Source organism: Paraglaciecola sp. (genome assembly GCF_039964565.1).
Classification (GTDB): domain Bacteria; phylum Pseudomonadota; class Gammaproteobacteria; order Enterobacterales; family Alteromonadaceae; genus Paraglaciecola.
In genome coordinates, this window is sequence record NZ_JBDVXF010000040.1 from 1 (window position 1) to 23,440 (window position 23,440).

Sequence of the window (23,440 nt, forward strand, 5' to 3'; positions counted from 1 at the left end):
TGATACTCATTGAGCCTCCCCAATCAGCGTAACTTTTCGGCTACTCTGATAGGTGACAAAACCAAAACGGAGAAGCTCAATGAACTTTTATACTAATACACATCCATACTATTGTGGAATTGATTTAGAAATAACAAAATAACAGCGTCAGAGTCACTTTAAATGAATTAGAAGGTATTCGATCGGATTTCTTGCCATAAGCAAGATGGAAGCTTATGTCTTCTTTTCGCTCAGTGCTGCCAATCGACCTAGTGCCATAAGATGTCATAGCCGAGCTCTTCAGTCGGATTTACCATCCAATAACCCATAGCGTTTAAAGCCTACCCTCTCAGCGCTTCTCATTCCAAAACAAGGCGCGAGTATTCCTGTGTTTTTTCAAACTTTCTAGCGGCTTGTTGTAAGCGATTAACAATCTTTATGTCGGTGGGTTTACTAATGGCGATATAGCTTATGCGCTCGTTTTCTGGAGCGATTTTTTTGTAGCGAATATCAATATTGGTTTTGCCACGCCGATTTAAAATACTGCGCACATTATAAGGATCTTCATAAACTAAATCGACGCGTTCATTTTCAAGTAAAGTCATCATTAATTCGGCATCTGCGACGACATACAGATTTTTTTTATCTGAAAATCCATTTGAGATAAGTTCGTTATAACCCGCAGAACCAAGTATCACGGCAATCAACTTTTGCTTAGCCTGTTGCATATTATCAGCATGACTTTCTGGCTTGTTTTTTAATGATATAAAGACTCTGGTGGCATGACTAACTTGTGTAATCCAATGAAAATTGTGTTCCCGCTCTGGCGTTCTTATCATGCTTAAAATAAGCGTATTGGGTTTAGTTTTGGCAGTTAAAAAAGCACGAGCCCAGGGCATAAATACAACTTTTGCTTCAAGTTGCGCTTCTTTTAAAATGGCTTCAAGGATTTCAATCGAAGGGCCTTTGTTTTCACCATTTTCGTAATATTGAAGAAGACGATTTTCATTGGCTACGGCCAGTAATTCGGTTTTTATTGTTTCGTTTGCAAAAGCATATAAAGATGAGGTGATAGATAAAATAAATAACAGAGAGTGTATTGTAAAACGCATATTAGCCCTTGATTGAGTGTGCGTAGAATAAACCTTAGCTTTGATCTAATCAATAAACGGCAGGCGGTTTGACTGCAAACTTCGAGTAAAAAAGGCTAATTGAGCCCTGACGTATAATTAATGACTGCGTTGAGGCGAGTTTTACGATGGCTGTAACATATGATAGCAACTGAACGGCCGTACATTTTAATCAATCGGGCTTAACTAAATGTGCGAAGTGTTATTTTTGTAGAAGATTTAGCGTTGAAGGGCAAACCACCCTGAGGTTCAAGGTGGTTTTGACTTTACATTTTACAGGAATGCATTATTGAAAAACTGGTGAACCACTAGTATTACGTGCTGCGGCTAAGAGTTTAGTTTTAACTTCTCTTTCAGCTTCTTTTTGAGCAATAACTTTTATCAACATTTGTTCTGGGTGAAATTGTACCGTTGCCATAACATTAGGGTTCTGCTGCATCATTTTTAAAGATAACTCTTTTTGCGATGCTACAAATTCGCTGTTAGTAGAAATTAATGAAGATGAACAATTGGCATCTACCGAATAGCTATCCAAGTTTAAACAGTTAAATAAACTTTTTGGTGCATCTGTTGCAGCATCTTTCGCAAAAATGGCTGTCGAAAAAACACAAAGAATCGCTGCTATTAAAATATTGTTACGCATATGAAATTACCTCTCTAACTACATCTCACTTACAGAGTAACATATGCACGCAAATAAAAGAATCACACTTTTATTACACTAATATGACAGTTGAATATTATTTTAAATTCTTTTGGTATTCCTTGATGTTATAAATATATCCGAGTGCATAAAGGAACAAAAAAATACGTGACGAATATGCAAGTAGTGGAGTTTTAAAAGTTCACTAAGATTGAATAGTCAGGATTGAACAAATAAAAACGAAAAAATATACTGTTTGCTGGCTATTGTTAAGTGATTTAGCTAAAGCAAACGGAAAAGATTTGCTCAGCATTGTTGATACCATATAGAAAGCGGAGAGTTGAAGTGAATTTTGACTACAAAACGCGAACAAGCACTAAAATCAAAGATTCTGCAATTGGGCGCTTGCTCGACAAAATGTCATTGGAAAGTGTCTTTTGTACACATTCTGTTTTCTCTCATCCGTGGGGAGTTGACATGCCGCAGCTAGATAGTTGCATGATGTTTCATTTGGTCATTAGTGGCCACGCGCAACTAACGACCAACACCGAAAAGTATGACCTGTTAGCCGGGGAGTTTGTTTTGCTTCCTCGAGGTGAAGGTCACAAACTCAGTTGTGGCACATCAAGCTTTTACACCACCTTGGCCGATCTACCCATTGAAATTGTCAGTGACCGTTACGAAAAACTGAGTTTTGGTGGCGGAGGTACCCAAACCGTGATGTTATGCGGGGCGATTGTTTTTAAGCACCCGCTTACCCTCAGGCTACTTGACATGCTACCCACTAGTATATTGATCAAACAAGATAGCAAACACTATGAATCACTTAAATCTGTGGTGGGTTTGCTGGAACTTGAAACTACTCAACCACAAGGTGGGAGCACAGGGGCTATTTCACGCCTAGCTGATTTACTAGTTATTACCTGCCTTAGAGAATACATTGAAAACCAAGAGCTCAGTGAATTGAGCTGGTTGGGTGCTTTAGAAGACTCTAGAATATCCAAAGCGATTGAACTGGTGCATGAGCAACCTTCGCGGCATTGGAATCTTGAAGAGTTAAGTGCCCAAGTGGGAATGTCGAGAACAAGCTTTACAGGAGAGTTTAAAAGACTTGTGGGGAATTCCCCAATGGATTATTTAACGGAGTGGCGCATGTCTTTAGCCTATGGAGACCTGCAAAATACTAAATCATCAATTCTTGCTATAGCGCTGGACTATGGTTATCAATCTGAATCCGCCTTTTCTAGGGCCTTCAAAAGAACCATCGGAACCTCTCCAAGCCTCATCCGTAAACAGTTAGCCGAATAATAAAACGACTGTTCATTCAAAGATTTGGCGTTCTAAGCCTTTTTTTGTGTTGTGCGTTTTCTCTTTGCCGATTTTAAAATTGCCGAACTTTTAGTCAAATATTACGACCGATGGGTTCGGTACGCTTGTCTCCATGCTGAAATAATACTCAAAACTTAAACAAGAAGACGAGTGGAGTTTCTAGCTTTTTTATCTCACTTAACCAAAAACACTGACCTTAGGGGTATCAACCGAAATAACAGCGTTAGGTTTGCAGTAATCGATAAAAAAGCAGTATTTCGCTCAACATAAACAAACTAATTGGAGCGAGAAATGAATGATATAGAAAAGGTATTAGTTATTGGGGCAAGCGGTAAAACCGGTAGTTTGGTTTATAAAGGCTTGCAAGAGCATTTACCAAAAGACAAGGTCAAAGCTGCCAGCCGAAATTCTAGTACGGTGTTTGATTGGCATGATGATTCAACCTGGCGACCCGCTTTACAGGGCATATCCCATGTCTATTTAACCTACTACCCAGACTTAGCGGTTGAAGCATCAGCCAGCCACATAAGTGAGTTTTGTCAATTGGCGTCATCCATGCGAGTTAAGCACGTCACGCTTTTATCTGGTCGAGGTGAGCCCGCCGCTCAGCAGTGCGAAACGATATTGATTGATTCTGGTCTTAGCTGGAATGTTGTGAGGGCATCTTGGTTCAACCAAAATTTTTCAGACGGATTTTTTAAAGGTTTTATTGATGCTGGAAATATCAGCTTGCCTGTTAAACAGGTAAAAGAGCCTTTCATCGATGTGGGTGATATCGCCGATGTAGTGGTAGAAACGCTTATTAACCCAAGCAAAAGAAATCAACTATTCGAAGTCACAGGGCCAGAGTTATTAAGTTTTGAAGATCTTGCAATGAAATTCTCTAAGTCTTTAGGTAGAGAAGTTAAATTTAATATTATTTCTCAATCAGAGTTCAACACTATGATGCTCGCCCAGCAAGTACCTGAGGATGTATTGGCCTTACTTAATTTTTTGTTTACCGAAGTGCTGGATGGGCGCAACGAATACCTAACCAACGGCGTAAAAAGTGCGATCGGGCGCAGTCCAATCAGCTTTAGTGAGTATATTTCAAATAATCTAGCGAGATTTTAACCGGTTGTTTTTTTGAACTGATTTGAACTGAACAAACTTAACTGAATTTTACACGTTATAGGAGCTAGCAAGATGAACATAGCGACAAACGCTTACTTATTTTTTGCAGGGATAACACTAACGGTAGTTGGCGCATATATTGGATTGACACCTTCCGAATATTTAAGCCAGTTAAATTTTCAAACTAACATTAGCGCTGCTGCTATGAGCGAGATGAGGGGAATGGGTGGCACGTTATTGGTATGTGGTTTGTTTTCTTTTATGACAATCTTTAAGAAACAAATGGCAAGTTCTGCGTTAATTATTTGTCTATTGGTTTTTTCCTCTTTCAGTATTTTTCGTTGTTTGGGTATTGTTGTGGATGGCTTACCCAACCAAGGAATTTTGATCGCATTGAGTCTTGAAGCGGTGTTTGCTTTTTTGGGGTGGACACTATGGTTTAAAAGGCGCTTTAGGGAAGTAACAAGGCACTAACGTTTTAGGGCCACAAGGTTCTGAACAATGTAATTAAATGTAGTCTCAAATTTTGCGAACCATGAGTAACACAATGATACCTTGCGCAGCTATAAAGGCTGCGCTTATTTCAACTTAAATTGGACATTCTGTATACATTTTCGGTTTATTAATCAATTCACTAAAGCAAGCTTACTTTAAGCTTGTTTTAAATAAGCCGTATACGAAAACCTTACATCAACACTACTTTATTTAGGAGTTCCAATGATTGAACTGTCTATATGGGCAATAGTAGAAATTATTATTAAGCTTGCAATGATTATTATGATTGGCCTGTATTTCATCTTTAGTAATACCGTTATGGGGGTATTAGCGTCTGCAGAAAAAGGGGAAGAAATTATGATTTCGATTAACGAAAAAATATTAAACCCAATTTTTCTCGGTGGATTCTTTATCTCTGGTGTTGGTAGTTTAACTTTGTTTATTTTTAGCTCAGGAGCCATATCTGCGGCTGGTGCAGTATTCTTTGTAGGAACAGTAGCTGTAACTATTGTTTTTAATGTTCCTCTAAACAATAAACTAAGAGATGCAGCTACTCATGAAAGAGCAACCATTTGGCAAGAATACTTATCTAAATGGGTCTTTTGGAATCATCTTCGAACCGGTAGTGGCGTGGTTGCGGGGTTGCTTCTTTGTCTATGAGTCAGTGCGACAGGGTTGAGTCACAGATGACACAATGCAAGCCCTGACCCTGACGTGTATTTGGTGAGTTGGGGTAGGTCAAAGGAATAGCTGTACCAAAATCATTATCAACAATGACAAAACTAAAGACATTCACCTCTGTCAATGCTGCGTGTTTTTAGCAGAAACCCTTCGACTTTAAGCTCGTAAATTTTTGAGATGTGATAACTCAAAAAGCTTTGTTAATACAGTTAAGTATTTAACTTGTTCATTACGGAGTGTATCAACATGATCAGGGGCAGGGGCAGAACGTCAGAACATCATTGCTCCCTACCCAAACTTGGCCGCCAATCTACTATTGTTACAGATGTCAATCAGACCTACAGCAAGCTTCATAAATAGGTGTTAGGTTTGCTGATTTAGCGGCGTTAGGATATATTGTCTTTAGTAAGTGAACATTAAAAAGTTACCTCTTATGATATTGAAATATAGGGAAATTTCTCTTGTTAATTATCAGGATTTAATCAATGTGAGCTAACAAAATTCAATTTAAAAGGCCTGATATGTCGAGACGTTTGCCACCACTGAATACACTTTGGGTATTTTTGACTGCATCGCGTGTTTTGAGTTTTACCAAAGCAGCCGATGAACTTTTTATTACTCGTTCAGCAGTCAGTCGGCAAATCAAAAATTTGGAAGAACATTTTGGCATCAAACTTTTTGAACGGCATAAAGTTGGACTAGAACTCACCGAAAAAGGCGTAATTTACGCCAATTCCATTTCTAACATTTTTGCTGATTTAAAAGTGGCCACCAATATTCTTCATAACGGTAACGAAGAATTAAAACTAAAACTTGGTATTTCGGCCACCTTTAATTCAACCTGGCTAATGAGCCGCCTATGTAAACTCGAGCAATCTCATCCAGAACTAACCTTATCGTTTTTCACCAATAGTGTTGATACTGGCGAAGATTCAGTGGATTTTTCAGGTGGAAATATGGACGCTGCAATTCGTTTAGGTAACGGCGATTGGCCTGGTTGCCACAGTGATAAATTAGTCGATATTTACGTACAACCTGTGTGTGCCCCTTCGTTGTTAGACGAGTTACATAGTACTGATGACACCGCGGGTTTGGCCAAGTATAACTGGTTGCACTATAACCACTTGTCAAAACTATGGGACCAATGGTTATCACATACCAGCCACCCGATATTACATACCGAAAAGAAAAACATCACTTTTGATAATGTGGCTGTAGCAACTCAAGCTGCAGTGGATGGCTTGGGAATCATTCCCATGTATCGACCTCTTGCCGATCCCTTGTTAAAGGAAGGTAAATTGGTTATCGCCCATGAGCATATGATGCTCAAGAAAGAGTCTTACTATTTTGTTTGCCCTGATCAGTATCAAAACGTGCAAACCCTTAAAACCTTTCGAGATTGGTTAGTGACAGAATCACAATTATCGCAACAACAATGGGACCAAGATCATTTGTTATGAACTTAGTCCCTAGTGTTCAGTTTATATCCCACCCATACACAGGTATTTGATTTCAGTATAATCGTCCATGCCGTATTTAGAACCTTCTCGACCATTACCTGATTGTTTTGTACCACCAAAGGGCGCCACTTCTGTAGAGATCACACCTTCATTGATGCCCACTATTCCGTTCTCTAAATTTTCTGAGAAACGCCAAATTCGCGAATAGTTTTGAGTGTAAACATAGGACGCCAACCCTGCTTCTGTGCAGTTGGCTAACTCCAGCGCCTGTTGCTCTGTATCAAAAGCAATAATCGGCGCGACAGGGCCAAAAATCTCTTCTTGGAAAATCTCCATATCTGGGGTGACATCTGCAAGAATAGTGGGCGGATAGAAGTTTTCTCCTAGTTTAGAGGGCGAACCACCTAACAGAACTTTCGCCCCTTTTTCTAGTGCGCCTATTACTTTCCCATGGACATCTTGAACCGCTGCAGCGTTAATTAACGGCCCAACAGACACCTTAGGATCTATGCCATTACCTACCTCTAGTTGTCTAGTTGCTTCGACAAACTTAGTGGTAAATTCTTGATAAACACTAGTGTGTACTAAAAACCTATTGGCACACACACAGGTTTGACCGGCATTACGAAACTTCGATGCAATTGCCCCTTGAACCGCTTGGTCGATATCGGCATCTTCAAATACAATAAAGGGTGCATTGCCTCCTAGTTCCATCGATACTTTTTTAACTGTATCGGCACACTGTTTAATCAGTATTTTTCCAACTTTAGTGGAGCCAGTAAAAGATAACTTTTTAACCAGCGGGTTATCGGTTAATTCTCTACCAATTTCTTTTGAATCCACACCTACCACAACAGAAAACACTCCTTTGGGTATGCCAGCACGTTGTGCTAATTCCGCTAGTGCTAAGGCGCTTAAAGGTGTCGCCTCTGCCGGTTTAACGATGATACTGCAACCGGCAGCCAAGGCCGGCGCTACTTTTCGAGTAATCATGGCATTTGGAAAATTCCACGGTGTTATTGCGGCCACCACACCAATTGGTTGTTTCAGAGTTAGCAGCCGTTGTCCTGCTTTATTGCTGGGAATAATATCGCCATACATTCGTTTGGCTTCTTCAGCGAACCACTCGATATATGACGCTCCATAGAGTATTTCAGCCTTAGCTTCGGCCAATGGTTTACCTTGCTCTGCATTAAGAATACAGGCTAAATCATCAATGTTTTCAACGATTAGTTGATACCAATTTTTAAGTAAATCAGCGCGATGTTTTGCCGTAGTTTGACGCCAAGTTTGCAAAGCTTGTTGGGCGCATTTTATTGAAAATGCCGTGTCTTTTTTAGTTGCGCTAGCGACGCGACAGATTTCAATTCCTGTGGCTGGATTTTGTACTGAAATTGATTCTTCTGAGTCTCCATCAACCCATTCCCCGTTGATAAATAATTGTCCTTTGAGCAATAGAGGATCGTTCAGAGGTAACATGGTTTCTCCTTTTGGAATTAGCCTAAATTACACCGCCAGCCAAAGCATGATGAATGGCTGCGATGAAATTTTTAGTTGTGATTTGAAATTAGTTTTTTTCTAAAGAAATGAGTGTTTTACGGTAATGAGGTAAACATTTACCCAGCAAGATTGCCGAGCCAGCCATTGCAATACTGGTGACTAACAGTAGCGAATATCCCACCATTTCAGGCGAACCAAAAATGTAATCGGTACACAGTGCGACTAGCGTGGGACCCAGTCCCAATCCGATTAAGTTAACAATAAATAAGTATAAAGCGCTGAATTGCCCACGCATGTTGCTAGGCACCACTTCTTGGATTGCAGCAGGTCCCAAACCCATCATGAAATTCGCGAAAAAGGTGGAAATAGCCAAAATAATTAACACTAACTGTAAATCTGAAATCAGTGGATAAATTACTGTAGGAATAATGCCAATAATCATCGCCCACATTGCGACTCGCATTTTTGCATCGGATTGCCCCGCTTTGTAACGTTTGTCAGCTAAAATACCCCCAACAATCACGCCACCGGCACCACAAAAAAGCACAATGATGCCGAAAGCTAAACCTACTTCGCCACCTGTCATACCGTGCACCCTAATTAAGTAACTAGGCACCCAAGCCAGCGCACCGTAACCTGCAACCGACGCGAGCGCAGCGCCAAAGTTATGTAGTAATACCGTTTTCTTATTTTGTTTAAAAAACTTAACTACCTCAGACACTGCAACAGGTTTTTCTTGAACTTGAGAACGACTAGGCTCTTTTAAGGTGAATAAAAAAGGCACTAACAATAACCCTGGTAACCCTACTGCGATAAAAACAGCTTGCCAAGCGTACACTTCACCAATAATCGGCAAAGTAATCGAAGAAAACTCCGCCGCCCATTGGATCACCATACCACCAACAATCAGCGCCATACCTCCCCCGAGGTATATTCCCATAGTGTAAACAGCGATCGCTTTAGCTAAATGTTTTTTCTCTACGCTATCGGCGATTAGCGAGTAGGCAGCAGGTGATAGCCCTGCTTCCCCTACTCCTACCCCCATGCGCGCAAAAAACAGTCCCCAGTAACTTTTGGCTAGTCCACAAGCGGCGGTCATTAAACTCCATATAAATATCGACCCTGCGATAATGCCTCTGCGGCTTTTACTATCAGCTAAACGCCCTAATGGTAGACCCATGAGGGTATAGAACAATGCAAATGATAATCCCTGCAACAAACTCATTTGGGTATCACTGATACTCAAATCCCGTTTCATTGGTTCCACCAACAAACTCAATATCTGCCTATCGATAAACGAAAACGTGTAGGCCAATAACAAGATAAAAATAAGGTAAATGGAATAGAGATTTCGCTTTGAGGATTTCGCCGTGTTTGCAGTCTGCAGGGCTTGGTCCAGTGTTTTCTCAGTCATGATAATGTCTCAACATAAATTGCCAGTCCCTAAAATGCAGCTTGATAGATGCCCAAAATGTCAGCCTCGTTCATGGGCTTTGGATTATTCACCAACAAACGTTCTTGCTTGAGCGCGTCTTTCGTGAGTGAATCTAAACTGCCTCGGTCTATACCTACACTGGTTAAAGTATTGGGTAAACCGACCTCAATAATCAGGTTTTCTAAGTAATCAATAAAAGCGTCTGTTTTGTCATCGTCGGATGCTAAGTTTGAACAGACTTCAGGCAAAATAATGTCAGCTAACTCTGCGTACAGCTGCGCCGCAGCGGGTTTATTAAATCGCAGCACATGGGGTAAAACTAACGAGTTACTTAATCCATGGGGAATATGGAATTGCCCTCCAAGTGGATAAGCAAGAGCATGTACCGCAGCTACAGGCGCATTAGCAAATGCCTGCCCGGCCAAGGTGGCACCCAGCATCATATTGGAGCGAGCTTCTAAGTCATGCCCTTGATGCACTGCGGTTTTAATACTTTGCGACATTAACTTTAACGCTTGAACCGCCAGCATATCGGAATAAATGTTCTTTTTGATGCGGCTGGTATAGGCTTCGATCGCATGGACCATCGCATCGATGCCGGTTGCGGCGGTAATATGTGCAGGTAAATTAACCGTTAAGGTTGCATCTAACAAAGCCACATCGGGCAATAATAGTGGCGACACAATACCCGTCTTAATTGCTTCACCAGTAGTGACAATTGAAATAGGTGTCACTTCTGACCCAGTACCAGCGGTGGTAGGAATTTGAATCAGTGGTAATCGAGGTTGAGTTAATTTGTCGATACCAAACGCATCACTAATCGATTGCTCAGAATAGGTGAGTGCCGCTATTAGTTTAGCGGTATCAAGCGAACTCCCCCCTCCCAAACCAATCACCCCATCGATTTTGTTTTGTTTAGCGAATAACAACGCTTTTTCAATCACCGCTATGGGTGGATCAACTTCTACTTGGCTAAACAACACCACATCTATTGGACAATTCTCTAAATTAGTAATGATTTTTTGATGTAAGCCTAACTGAACGATACCCGGATCAGTTACCAATAAAACATTTTTAATCTTAAGAGTTTGACAATATTGACCCAATTCTGCTGCAGAATTAGGCGCGTTAACGATTGATTTAGTTGTATTAAAAACAAATGACATAGTTTCTTTCTTTTGGTTAAAGGGGAGCATTGCATCTCCCCTCAGATTTCTATAACGATGAAGGTAGCCCTAGAACACGTATTTTACTTTGGCATAAAGTACACGACCTAAGGGGTTATGCTGTTTCGGATCATAACTTAAGCTACCAACAGCTGTGTAGGCTCGAGGTGGTAATTCATCAAGTAGGTTCTTAATACCTAAAGTTACAACAGCTTCGCCGTCTTGTGTAACATTTAACGTAGTGGAATACTGCGCATCAACGGTAGTAAAGGCATCAACCGTGGTACTTTCATCGGGTAAGGCTGATACATCTACACCGGTATCGTAGCTAGATACATAGTTAACATTTAAAGATGCTCTTTGACTATCGCCAATCCAGTTGAGATTTAACGAGCCTTTAGTTTCTGGCATAGAACGAGCAAAGTTGTCGATATTAAATGAACCCGCAGCTTCAACTACTTCACCATTATCTTTAGTTAATTCGTAAGAATTAAAATGTGACGCGTTTAGGATAAGATTAAATTGGTCTGAAATAGCCCAAGTCGATTCAATATCAAAGCCATTCACACTCACCGAAGAGGAGTTAAAATAGTTCACTTTCACAGACTGCAGGAATCCCGCGTCTGTGCGAATGATATCCGCCCCATTTGGATCATCAATCAACTTACCTTGAGCATTTTCGACCGTAATCATATTGGTATAATCGACACGCCAGAAATCTAGTTTAAAATCCAAATTATCTGTAGGTTTAAAAATCATCCCAACATTATAGTTTTCAGACTCTTCAGGTTTTAAGTTATCGTTTCCGGTAGCAATCACGCCCACAAAGGCACTGGATTTTGCGGAGCCATCGTCGTTGTAGTCGGTAATACTGGTAATCACCGCTGATGAAGCATTTTTTTGTGACAATGACGCTTCTCTAAAGGCAGTACTGGCTGATGCGCGCAGGATAAATTCATCGGATACTTGCCAACGAACCGCTATCTTTGGATCAAAACTAGAGTCATTTTCTAATTTCTCGTAACGCACTGCAGTTTTTACTTCAACGTTTTCTGAAACAGGAATGACACTCTCAGCAAACATAGCAAACGAGCTTCTGTCTACGTCAACTTTTGACAAACCTTGTAAAAATATCAAATCAACAGGGATAGGATTTCCTTGTTCATCAAATTTAATTTCAAACACGTCATCTGTGTCAACTTTGAAACTTTCATTTCTGGCTTGAATACCTGCTGCAAAACCAATTGTTCCAGCAGCTAGTTCGTATAAATCGCCACTCACCACCGCGTCAACAACTAACAAATCAGTGGTTTTCTCTGACACCGTCATATGGGTAAAGTCATCGATAACCGACTGACTGAGACTAGAGCGATCAAAAGGACTAAAAAGTTCGTCGTTATTTGGACCACCCTCGCCAGCCAAAGCCGCCACTAGCCTAGATTTCAATTGATCTTGCTGATATTGAGTGTAAGTGTTTTTGCTGTAAGTTAATGCGGTATCCCAGCTCCAGCCATTGTCTAATTCGCCCACTAAATTAACCGAGGTACGAAAAGTATCATTTTCACGAGGGGCTAAAGCTGGTTCAAAACCTGCACCTAGTGGTCGCCCTAGCCACACAACGCCCACTCCAAAGGGATTGCCTGAATCTGAAGGGCCAATATAAGGAAACGTTAAATCAGGGTAACTAGGTGATTGCGGGTTATCTTTAACTTCGTTCGAGCTCCAACTCATATCAAAAGTAAGCTCGTTGCCATTGTCAAAATAGTGGTTTACGTTAGAGTACAATTGTAACCGAGTCTCGGTGTTAACTAAGTTATACAGTGGTCCAAAATTAAAGCCACAGCGAGACCCATAGGCTTGGGGAATGAGCACACCTAAATCATTATCTAAACAAGTCGGATCTGGCACACTTTCGAACGCACCATAACTTCCAGCATAGGGTCCATCGGCCACTTCAGCGTTATCCAAAAGTAAGAAGGTGTTGCCTAAAGAGCTTAGTGCCACATCCCCCAATTCAGGTCGGTCAGCAATAGTGAGTGGGGTTCGGTCTAAATAATGGCCCGAAACTGTGACAAAAGTGTTGCCAAGTTCAGCGCCCCATAAAAAACCAAAATCGGTGTCTTTTTGACTACTATCTGCAGCCTTGCTGATACCGGCACTTACTTCAAAACCTTCAAAATCTTTACGCAGAATGAAGTTAACTACTCCGGCAATCGCATCTGAACCATAGGTAGAAGCTGCGCCTTCTTTGAGTACTTCAACTTGTTCAATTGCTTCAATCGGAATATGGCTTGAATCAACAAACACACTACCATCATTGGTAATCGCACCCGATAACGTTTGGCGGCGGCCATTAATTAACACTAATGTTGAACTTAAGCCCAACCCGCGTAAATTCACATTACCGGTCCCCTGAGTTGATGCTTGGGAAAACGAGTCTGCTTGGTTCTCAGCGCCAGAGGATATGGCTAATTTACCGATTAATTCAGCGACAGTTGTCGCGCCGGTAGATTGAATATAATTAAAGTCCAATACTTGAACGGGTTCTGCTTCATCTGCTGAACTTCGTTTTATATAGGACCCAGTTACTTGGACTTTTTCTACCTCTTCAGCTGCGTTTTGAGTATCTTGAGCAATAACAGGCAGTGTTAATGCCGCCGAAATAGAAATGGCGAGTAACTTTTTTGAAGTTAATAATGTAGCTATTTTCATGTTGTGTCCCAACCGTGTGTTTATAGTTTTATAATCAAACTTGATTTATTTACTTAATATTCATCACGGTTTTGAGCACAAATGCGCACTCAGTTACCGCGTCTTTTGCTTGCTGTAAAGCGCCAAAATTGATGAACCCGTGAAACATATCTGTGTAGCAGGAATGTTTCACTGCGATACCATTTTGTTTAAGTTTGTCTGCGTACATTTGACCTTCGTCGCGCAATGGGTCGAATCCTCCAGTTAAAATAAAAGCAGGGGGTACAGACGTAAAATCACTTGCTTGCAATACGTTAAATCGAGGGTCTTTTTCTTGTTCGGTGCTTATGTACAGATCGTGAAACCACTTCAGAAGCGTTTTGGTTAACAAAAGGTTTTCTGTAAATTCTTGGCGACTTGGTGAGGAATCATTTCCCAGAATGCTTGGGTATATCAATAATTGAAGAACAGCTTTGAAATCTTGTCTATGTTTATTCAAATGACAATATACAGTAGCGAGATTAGCACCTGCACTATCACCGCCTATAGCGATACGACTTAAATCTAAACCTAAAGAAGTCGCGTTTTTAGCTATCCAGTCTGTTGCTTCCTGAGTATCTTCAACTGCCCCGGGAAAAACGGTTTCTGGAGCTAGACGATAAGCGACAGAAATCACCACCAAATTAGATTGCAAACATAACTGAGAAAGCATTTTGTCGTAACTATCGATGCTGCCTAAAACGAAGCCACCACCATGAAAATAAATGAGTGCGGGTTTTGCGGTTTCATGCTCGGTTTCTTGATTAGTTCCATGATTGATAGCAGGGCGATAAACCCTCGCGGCTAATTCATGCCCGTCACAAGGAATACTAATATCTTGCTTAGTTATGCCTTTAACGTCGTCATGTTCAAAGGGGTTCTCGCGGTACCGCCTAGTATATTCTGGTTCAAAGTTGTAAACAGGTGGCAATGAGTGAATGTAATCCAGCACTTTTTTTGCGTCATCATCGAGACCAGCCTTTGCTTTAACTGCTCCATCTAAGACGTTTTCATTGGTGCAACTTTGACTCGCGAGTAGTATCTCACCTAAAGCATCGTTACCTTTTTCAAGCACTTCTTTTGACAACATCTTTAAACCGTTATTAATTTATTGTTAATTATTTGAGAGCGCATTTTTACCGATCAACAAACACACCCTCAAGCAACATATAAGCAACAGCCTGTCGACATTTACGCAACACAAAAATAAAACCATTTAAAAACAACAGGTTAATTATTTAAAACTGAAATAAAACGGAGGATTAAAATTGAAACCGAAGCTTATTTGATGGATTTTAAAGCGCTAAAAATTTACAATTTGATTACAAAAACCAGTAATTCTCCGTAAACATGGTTGTGTTTTAGAAATATTTCTGAAAGTAACAGGTGAGAAAAAATCGATGATTTAGGAGGAAAATATACTAGCTGTTTAATATAGAAAGGCAGCATATTTGAGCGGCAGTTAAGCCGCTATCGCTGAAGCTAAACTTGGTGGTGTATGCTAATAATCTGAACCGAGTTGCACCACTCTTTTTAATGCTTGTTTTTCCGAACCGTCGCGGTTAAACAATAGCGGATAATTAGTACGGCCAGCTACAGGCCAGCCATTTAGCCATGAGTTGTTGTCGGTTACGCCCCAAAACGTCACACGTTCGATATGTTGATGGTACGTCAAAAATAGTTTGAAAATATCCACGTAACGGTCGCCTAACTCTTGATCGGCTGTAGCTGGAAAATGACCATCTGCATAAGGATTATTTTGTGGTGTGGCGACGCGTTTCGTTATATCAACGTTAGCACCAAAAAATTCCTCACGACCCAAATAATCCACATCGAGCTCGGTGATGTGAATAGGTAGCCCGGTTGCAATAAAGGCATCAAAACTGCTGGCTATTTCGGATATTGATGGGTTTTGCATGGCCCAATGTCCTTGCACACCTATGCCGTCTATTTTAATTTTTTTGGCTTGCAGATCTTTAACTAACTTAACGACGCTATCGCGACGACCTGGGCGAGTCATGCCGTAATCATTATATAAAAGCACACTATCCTTCGGCAGTTCTTGCGCCGCGATAATAAAGGCTTGTTCAATAAAATCATCGCCAATAATTTGGTTATACATAGATTGACGCAAGCTACCGTCGTCTTCAATGGCTTCGTTTACTACATCCCAAATTTTAATCGTTTTGCCATAACGCGCAGCCATTAACTTTGCTCGCTGGCGCATTCTTTTAAGCAATGCCTCACGGTTTAGTAAATTACCAGACTGGTCCTTAAAGACCCAATCTGGCGTTTGACTGTGCCAGAATAAAACATGGCCAACGGCTGCAATATTATTTTGTGATGTGAAATCGACAAAGTTGTCAGGAGCAGTAAAGTTATAGGTATCGGGTTGTGGATTAAACACCTCCCATTTCATGGCATTATCCATAGTTGCTGCTGAAAAATGCTGTTTAACTATCGCCACAGATGGGTCGTGAAGGTTGGCAACTAAATAATCGTTGAGTGTGGCACCAATTAGAAATTTATCCGCGTAAGCGCTTTTCAGAGTTTGATCTTTAACGGGAGAAGGTGAGCTTGGGCTGTTAGACACCAAATCTGATGAACAACCACTAAGAAAAATAACACTAACAATAATTGAGGCAAAAACACTTCGAAAGTTAAGACCCATAACCAGCAACCGATTGAATATAAAAAGCCAGTCTATCTAGCTTGAAACAACTTCGCAGTGTCTTAAAAAATTAACTCCATTATGAAATTTGATTATTCGATGGTTCCACAATCAATCACATAAATTGATTAACAGCTTAAGATTAAGGTTTGGGCTAACCTAATCAGCCCAAACATCTTACTGCTGTATTTAAGCTATTTTCAGATATTCAACAAGCACTTCTGCACCATTGCTGGCTTGGATAGGTTTAAATATAAACCCTGATATTCCAAGATCTTGACATTTATTCACTAGAGTCTGGTCAGTAACTGATGAAAGCATCACTACTGGAATATCTGAGCCACTTTTTCTGATTTCACTGAGCGCTTCGTCTCCGTTCATGTCTTCCATCACCACATCCATGAACATAAAATCAGCGGCTCCGGATTTTACAATTTCAAGTCCACTGCGACCATCATCGGCTTCTAATAAGTTGTTGTAGCCTAACTTATTTAAAATACGCTTTATGGCCTTACGGATCAGTGCACTGTCATCAACAACTAACACAGTTGCGTCTTGTGGCAATGGATTAGTATGGGGGTTTTTAACCCCTTTACTTTCATCTCCTTTGGCTTCGCCCACCTGAAAGTCTACCGAGCGAACCAACAAGTTGAAATAATACCGCCCCACGCCTTCAACGGTGATGGGCACAGTGACAATTTCTTTAACGCCAACCAAATACTTGTCCATGTCACTTACGTCATTTACAAAATAAGGACTAGAAAAGCTATAATCTAATTTGTATCGACTGTGTAAATCTGTAGACCGTCCCACTATGGTATTACCCCATTCTGCAAGCGCATTGCTTAGCTCTTGAGTAATTTCTGAGGCTTCAGATTTTTCATCAGTCATGCTTTCGCTCACTGCGTTTCCAATGGCAATTGCCGTCTCTGGATAGTGATGCATCATAATCACCCCATCCAAACTTCCAGTCACATCGGAACAAATGGCGTAACCTTTAAATCGAAAATCCTCTACTTTATCCATAAACGGCTCGCCAGCTGCACCCTCAAGGTTGGTCATGGTTTTAAGGCTAGCTATGGATTCGTTAATGAAAGGGTATAAAACAACTTTGTATAGGTTTTCGACAGACATAGAGAAAGGGTTCCTTTTTTATTATTAGGGGGGCAAATTACTAAAGCTAGATGGACTTTGCAAACAGTTTGTGGGCTTTATGCACTTAACTTATACAGGTTAAAATAGAGATATTCTTGCGGATACTTAATAGATAATTGAAATACGATCACAACGAATTTTATCAACCAATTCAAGCAGGATATAGTAAGCCTGCGTGAATTGGTTGGCTCAAGTTTATTTCATTGTAGGCATTGAGAAAGAGTGTGTGGTCACGTCACTTTTGGGCCATCTAGCTGTAACCGTCTTCATCCTAGTGAAGAAACGAACGCCATCATTACCGTGCATATTTAATGGCCCGAATACCGACCGTTTCCAACCACCGAAACTGTGGAATGCCATTGGTACTGGGATAGGTACATTAACACCGACCATGCCCACTTGGATTTGCTCGCAAAAATGCCTTGCACTTTCACCGCTACCGGTAAATATGGCGGTACCGTTGCCATATTCGTGTGCGTTAATTAAATCAACTGCCTCTTGATAAGACGAGACGCGAACAACACTTAGCACGGGGCCGAAGATTTCTTCATCGTAAATTCTCATACCTGGTTTTACGTTATCAAACAGGGTTGGACCAACGAAATATCCACGCTCATGACCAGCAACTTTAAAGTCACGCCCATCGATCAGTAAGCTAGCTCCATCCTGAACACCAGTGTCTATATAGTGTTTTACCTTTTCTGCATGAACTTGACTAATAAGCGGACCCATATGTGGTTCTTGATCCCCTCCAGTTCCGGGTCCAACAAGCATGTTTGAGACTTCTTTCTTTATCTCAGTAATTAATTTTTCAGCCGCTTCGTCACCCACACATACCGCAACAGAAATAGCCATACAACGTTCACCAGCAGAACCATAAGCAGCCCCCATTAGAGCAGATACCACTTGTTCGGTTTCGGCATCTGGCATCACCACCATATGGTTTTTGGCGCCCCCTAATGCTTGAACACGCTTACCATGCTGACTACCGGTTGCGTAGATATACTCGGCAATGGGCGTAGAACCTACAAAACTAACTGCTTGCACGCGCGCATCGGTTAACAGTACATCTACCGCTTCTTTATCACCATTAACGATATTAAATACGCCATCAGGTAATCCAGCTTCAGTCAACAACTCAGCGACTTTCATTATGACACTAGGATCTTTTTCTGAAGGCTTCATAACAAATGTATTGCCGCATGCTATGGCTATAGGGAACATCCACATAGGCACCATCACAGGAAAATTAAAAGGTGAAATACCCGCGCAAACTCCTAATGGTTGCATCAAAGAATAGCTATCAACCCCTGTGCCAACGTTTGCCGAAAATTCGCCTTTTTGTAAATGAGGTATTCCACAGGCAAACTCAACCACTTCCATACCACGGGTTAATTCCCCCTTAGCATCGGATAACACTTTGCCATGCTCCAATGATATAAGTTCGGCCAGCAAGTCAAAATTAGATTCTAGTAGTGATTTGAATCGAAATAAGATCTGAGCGCGTCGTAAAGGAGTAACAGCTTTCCATGTCGCAAATGCCTCATGAGCAGTTGCAATTGCCTGCCGTGTTTCATCTGCAGTTGAAAGTGATACATGTATACTTTGCTCGCCTGTTGCGGGGTTATATACAGGACTTAAACGGCCACTTTTACTTGGTATGTGTTTACCGTTTATAAAATTACCCAACGTGTTCATTTTCGGCCTCTTTAGCAAGTTGTGTTAGTCAATTGGTTGGAATATTCAATGTCATAACTTATTTATAGAATGTATATTCCATATAATATCTAATTGGAATGTATAAATCAATTTGTTGTTTTTGTAATATGTTTCTTGTTGTTAGTAGATGGATTAACGACTGAAGATTAGATTTGTTGGCACGGCAAAAAAACGTTCCACCTATAGTGTTTGCATCTGTGTTAGGACCATACTCAAATGAACTATTGTTAATGTAGAATTAATATTCCACAAATTAAAATCGTGATAAATTTATTCTGAAACAACACAGGAGAAAAAAATGAAAATAAGAACGATAAAACTGTTGCCGGTATTAGCGTCTCTGGCGATTTTCAGTCAAGTACATGCTGAAAATAGCCGTGCCGAAAAAGTGATTAACATATCGATATTTGGTGATCACGGCGTGATCCCTTTTTATAATGTGCTTGATGACGATGACCAGCCAATACGCACCATGGCCGAATACATGGCAGATCAGGTCGAGGGACATCTGGAAAAAAACCACACAATGGAAGGGTTTTCACCGACACCAGCGATGTTTGAACCAGCGCAAGGCAGTTGGGTACCAGCTAGTGGTATGTATCCTGTCGCTTGGGCGCAAAAAGAGCATTGTCAAAGGCGCGGCTGTGATTTTGCCTTGATGCTAGGCGATAATATTTATCCCGATGGAGCAACGCTTGGAGCAGATGGCGTGACCGATGCTCGCCGTTTTAAAGAAATGCTAGATCAGCCTTATGGCAATTTTGGTGCCGGAACACCCAATTTCACCATCTATTCTATGCTGGGTAATCATGACTGGCGTGTCTCGCGCGAGGCCGCGATCGCGCAAATGGAATATCTGCAGCAACACCCCAATTTTTACATGCCAGATCTGTTTTACAAAGTGTCACCTCCTGGCTTTGAGGGCGAGCTAGAGATTTTTGTGATCGATACCGAAATGCTACTGGCTAGCGGCGTTGTTAAAGAAGAAGAAGTCGACATCGATGGTAATGAGCTCGACAGCGGTCACTATGAAACATGGCCGGACCACATAAAATTAAAAACACCAGAAGAAAAACGTATGCTGGAGTGGTTAGAAACGTCGCTGAAAAATTCCAAAGCACGGTGGAAAATTGTCGCAGCCCATCATGCACTTTGGTCTGGCGGTGGTAGTAAGTTCGAAAAGGCGCATACTCTACGTAAATTGTTTTTGCCTACCTTATGTCGTTATGCCGATGCTTATTTCAATGGTGATGACCTTACCATGGAAGCTTGGACTGATGACTGTGAGGGTGTAACCGATGCTCTTAAGCCGCCTTTGCCACTCATGACTTCAGGAGCCGCAGGCAAGCAACGTAATATCCATCCAGCTTTGATCAAAACACAACAACAAAATTACCCTGGCGTCACCAGCCTTTTCTCAAAAGGACAAACCTTTGGATTTATGCATGCTCAGATAAAAGGCGAAGAAATGCGAGTCCAAATCCTTACCACACCAAACGATTTGAGCGGTAGACCCATAGTTGAAGCTGAATTTACCTTCCCCCGCCGTACAACGAATTAACAGATTCGTTGCCTAACTTCCAATGACAGCACTGGCTTATTCAAGCCAGTGCGCAAAAAGATTTTTAAATCGCCACAACGCTAAATAACGCGAGATCGGGATAGGCCAGTCGGTTCAGCATCACTAGTCTTGCGCCTATCTCTATTGAGTTTGTGCTAAGTTAACTGATTACTGCTTCACAAATTCACCTTGATAAACACAATATTCTCAAATGTGCAAAAACGGTCATTTCTAATTTTTGATGATAACTTCTGTTTAACGCCCAAAGCGGACTATATAACTTAACGGGTTGAACGGTAAATTTGGTGACAATTGATACGTTCCGCGAACCTGCACCCCGCAGGTTTCATCGCGAATAATTAAACTTTGTTCTGACCCTGATAGTTCTCTAAATGGGATATAAATGCTTCTACTTCGTTGTCATGTAAACAGGATGGGGGTTGTTTATTATGAAAAAGAATAAAACTACGGACCCACTTTATATAAGTTTCTATTGTGCATTTGGCATAACGCTTTTTATACATTTCTTCGGCGAACATAGTTAAAAAAGGTGAAGGTGAATTAGGCATAAATTGCACCTTATTTTGCATGTATATTTATACAGCTGTAGTTACTATCTCCCATAACAGCAAGTTCTTGGCAAAATGTCGCATATCAACAAAAGTGTTAAAAGAATCCGGAAAAAAAACTAACCTATACAAAAACATAGGAAACATGTTAAAAATGATGAATGTAGATATGCGACAAAATGCCGTTTTTAAACACCGGATTTTGTAAGAGATTAATATTGTTAGGTTTCAATCTAATTTAAGGGAGATAAAAATGTTAGGTATCATACTTATAATATTGATTAATGCGGCGATATGCTTTCTGCTTCATACACGCGTTAAAACCCGAATTACTTGCATTTTGACCACTGCGGTAATCAGTTACGTTGGGTTCTGTGCTTTCTGGTTGTTCAATGGAAACGCAAAGGCCATCCTGAGTCCATTTGCAGTGTTCTATTTTTTTGCCACTGTCTTAGTAGCGCTATTGGTTACTATTCCACTTTACAAAAAAGAGGCCAAGCATGTCTGATATTCCTCTGGCCAAACCTAACAAGTTTATTAAATATCGTTACGGCCAAAAAACGGCCTTCACTGGACGCGCAAAAAACGCGCGCCATTTATAAAAAGCGTTAAGTGCCAATGTAACAATCAATCAAAGAGTTTCTATCTAAAATGGAAAAAAGATATCAAGTATTTGTAAGCTCTACTTTTGCTGATTTACAGGAAGAGAGACAGCAAGTCATTCAAGCATTAATGGAAATGGACTGTATTCCTGCTGGAATGGAATTATTTCCAGCTACAGATGAGGAGCAGTGGGAATTTATTAAAAGAATTATTGATGATTGTGATTATTATTTACTAATTATTGGTGGCCGTTACGGTTCAGTTTCTTCTGAGGGTATTAGTTACACTGAAATGGAATATGATTACGCTGTATCTAAAGGGCTAAAAGTTATAGCTTTGCTTCACGATGAACCTCAGGATTTACCAGCTAGCAAAGTCGAAATGAATACAGAGGCACAAGAAAAGTTAGAAGCTTTTCGAAGTAAAGTAGCAACTGGACGATTGGTTAAGTTTTGGAGTAGAGCTGACTTGTTAGCTGGCTTAGTAGCACTTAGTTTATCAAAGACTATCAAAACATATCCTGCCGTTGGCTGGGTTAGGGCTGATCAGGCTAACTCGACGGATTTATTGAGAGAACTAAATGATTTGCGAAAAGAAAATGAGGCATTAAGAAAAAAATCCGCGGAAAATCCACAACAAAGTATTGTGGCAATAGAGTCACTTTCGCAAGGTGAAGATTTAATTGAAATAGAGGGCAAGTCATCTCCTGGCTCAGGTTATTCAAAGCAACCTTGGAAAGTTAAGATTAATTGGAATGAACTATTTTCAATAATTGGTCCTGATTTATTTCAATATCAATCAGAGTACGAAGTCCAAAAAATTATTTCATCTAGACTTGGCGTAAAAGCAGGTATTGGTGATTATCTTCCGAGCCTTGATGATGAGTCTAAAAAACAAATTAAAATACAATTGATCGCGCTTGGTTTAGTAAAAGTAGATGAGTTAACTCTGAAAGGTGGAGGCTTTGGTCAGTTTTGGAAAATAACTGAGTTTGGCAAGACAACACTGATGGGAATAATGAGTATCAAAAAAGGCACTTAACACATATGAGCCTCCGGTCGGTCAATAGGTACTAGTCATCTTTTGACCGCTTTTTCAAGATCAATCCAAGTCTCTGAGCTAAGCCGCATACTTCATCTGTCATAATGGCTGTTAAGTCATCGCTTACAGCAAACACATATAGAGGCTCTCTTACGTGATCTCATCACAGCCTGTCGTTTCATCATCCGTGATGATAACAGGGGCACTAGACATTCATCGGTTAACCCAGCACTGGCACTATTCAAGAATAGGGTTGGATAAATCCACCAGTTAGTTTCAGGCTCAGGCCAGGTGTAAACGATTTAGCTCAGAGTATTGAGCACGCCCATTCGGTGTCTAATCAAGCGGTGTCGTTGCCTAGCGATGGCATATAAACGATATAAAAGCGTGAAGTTGCCAGTGATAGTTTCACTACCGTTTTAAGATGCTCAGCTTAAGGCCCTAGTTAGACGTTCAGCTC

General features: G+C 40.8%; 18 protein-coding genes. 7 read left to right on the forward strand and 11 right to left on the reverse strand.

The features are described 5' to 3' along the window. Nucleotides 1-338: 338 nt before the first annotated feature. The gene (locus ABJK37_RS17860) at nt 339-1,091 is read right to left on the reverse strand and encodes a transporter substrate-binding domain-containing protein (RefSeq protein ID WP_348356771.1); all 753 of its coding nucleotides are present in this window, start codon (nt 1,089-1,091) and stop codon (nt 339-341) included. Between the two features lie 304 nt (nt 1,092-1,395). Next, nucleotides 1,396-1,752 carry a hypothetical protein gene (locus ABJK37_RS17865; RefSeq protein WP_348356773.1) on the reverse strand — a complete coding sequence of 119 codons (357 nt, stop codon included), beginning with the start codon at nt 1,750-1,752 and terminating at the stop codon, nt 1,396-1,398. Nucleotides 1,753-2,097: 345 nt separating this feature from the next. On the opposite strand from ABJK37_RS17865, the gene ABJK37_RS17870 reads away from it, so the two are divergent. From ABJK37_RS17870 to ABJK37_RS17890, 5 genes are all read left to right on the forward strand, one after another. Next, nucleotides 2,098-3,060: an AraC family transcriptional regulator gene (locus ABJK37_RS17870; protein WP_348356775.1), complete on the forward strand. Its 963-nt coding sequence runs from the start codon at nt 2,098-2,100 to the stop codon at nt 3,058-3,060. A 312-nt stretch (nt 3,061-3,372) separates the two neighbouring features. Continuing rightward, nucleotides 3,373-4,194, forward strand: coding sequence for an NmrA family NAD(P)-binding protein (locus tag ABJK37_RS17875; protein ID WP_348356777.1), 822 nt, complete (start codon nt 3,373-3,375; stop codon nt 4,192-4,194). Between the two features lie 72 nt (nt 4,195-4,266). Continuing rightward, nucleotides 4,267-4,668 carry a DUF4345 domain-containing protein gene (locus ABJK37_RS17880; protein WP_348356779.1) on the forward strand — a complete coding sequence of 134 codons (402 nt, stop codon included), beginning with the start codon at nt 4,267-4,269 and terminating at the stop codon, nt 4,666-4,668. 243 nt (nt 4,669-4,911) lie between these two features. Continuing rightward, complete coding sequence (locus ABJK37_RS17885; protein WP_348356781.1) at nt 4,912-5,349, forward strand: anthrone oxygenase family protein; 438 nt, start codon at nt 4,912-4,914, stop codon at nt 5,347-5,349. A 542-nt stretch (nt 5,350-5,891) separates the two neighbouring features. Then, a complete protein-coding gene (locus ABJK37_RS17890; protein WP_348356783.1) occupies nt 5,892-6,830 on the forward strand; it encodes a LysR substrate-binding domain-containing protein in 939 nt (312 codons plus the stop codon). A gap of 21 nt (nt 6,831-6,851) precedes the next feature. On the opposite strand, the gene ABJK37_RS17895 is transcribed toward ABJK37_RS17890, so the two are convergent. From ABJK37_RS17895 to ABJK37_RS17930, 8 genes are all read right to left on the reverse strand, one after another. Beyond that, nucleotides 6,852-8,309 (reverse strand): NAD-dependent succinate-semialdehyde dehydrogenase, encoded by a 1,458-nt coding sequence (locus ABJK37_RS17895; protein ID WP_348356785.1) that lies wholly within the window; start codon nt 8,307-8,309, stop codon nt 6,852-6,854. An 88-nt stretch (nt 8,310-8,397) separates the two neighbouring features. Next, nucleotides 8,398-9,744: an MFS transporter gene (locus ABJK37_RS17900; RefSeq protein ID WP_348356787.1), complete on the reverse strand. Its 1,347-nt coding sequence runs from the start codon at nt 9,742-9,744 to the stop codon at nt 8,398-8,400. Nucleotides 9,745-9,773: 29 nt separating this feature from the next. Further along, entirely contained in the window at nt 9,774-10,961 is a 1,188-nt protein-coding gene (locus tag ABJK37_RS17905; RefSeq protein WP_348356789.1) for an iron-containing alcohol dehydrogenase, read from the reverse strand. Nucleotides 10,962-11,000: 39 nt separating this feature from the next. After that, a complete protein-coding gene (locus tag ABJK37_RS17910) occupies nt 11,001-13,643 on the reverse strand; it encodes a TonB-dependent receptor (protein WP_348356790.1) in 2,643 nt (880 codons plus the stop codon). 49 nt (nt 13,644-13,692) lie between these two features. After that, nucleotides 13,693-14,751 (reverse strand): alpha/beta hydrolase, encoded by a 1,059-nt coding sequence (locus tag ABJK37_RS17915; protein ID WP_348356792.1) that lies wholly within the window; start codon nt 14,749-14,751, stop codon nt 13,693-13,695. A 411-nt stretch (nt 14,752-15,162) separates the two neighbouring features. Next, on the reverse strand, nt 15,163-16,332 hold the full coding sequence (locus ABJK37_RS17920; protein WP_348356794.1) for an endo-1,4-beta-xylanase: 1,170 nt from the start codon (nt 16,330-16,332) through the stop codon (nt 15,163-15,165). A gap of 189 nt (nt 16,333-16,521) precedes the next feature. Beyond that, nucleotides 16,522-17,466 (reverse strand): response regulator, encoded by a 945-nt coding sequence (locus tag ABJK37_RS17925; RefSeq protein WP_348356796.1) that lies wholly within the window; start codon nt 17,464-17,466, stop codon nt 16,522-16,524. Between the two features lie 216 nt (nt 17,467-17,682). Further along, on the reverse strand, nt 17,683-19,185 hold the full coding sequence (locus tag ABJK37_RS17930; RefSeq protein WP_348356798.1) for a CoA-acylating methylmalonate-semialdehyde dehydrogenase: 1,503 nt from the start codon (nt 19,183-19,185) through the stop codon (nt 17,683-17,685). A 343-nt stretch (nt 19,186-19,528) separates the two neighbouring features. Between ABJK37_RS17930 and ABJK37_RS17935 the strand changes: the two genes are divergently transcribed. Beyond that, nucleotides 19,529-20,767 (forward strand): metallophosphoesterase, encoded by a 1,239-nt coding sequence (locus ABJK37_RS17935; protein ID WP_348356800.1) that lies wholly within the window; start codon nt 19,529-19,531, stop codon nt 20,765-20,767. A gap of 359 nt (nt 20,768-21,126) precedes the next feature. On the opposite strand, the gene ABJK37_RS17940 is transcribed toward ABJK37_RS17935, so the two are convergent. Next, nucleotides 21,127-21,357 (reverse strand): phage integrase N-terminal SAM-like domain-containing protein, encoded by a 231-nt coding sequence (locus tag ABJK37_RS17940; protein ID WP_348356802.1) that lies wholly within the window; start codon nt 21,355-21,357, stop codon nt 21,127-21,129. A 630-nt stretch (nt 21,358-21,987) separates the two neighbouring features. Between ABJK37_RS17940 and ABJK37_RS17945 the strand changes: the two genes are divergently transcribed. Then, nucleotides 21,988-22,980, forward strand: coding sequence for a DUF4062 domain-containing protein (locus tag ABJK37_RS17945; RefSeq protein WP_216055245.1), 993 nt, complete (start codon nt 21,988-21,990; stop codon nt 22,978-22,980). Nucleotides 22,981-23,440 lie beyond the last annotated feature (460 nt).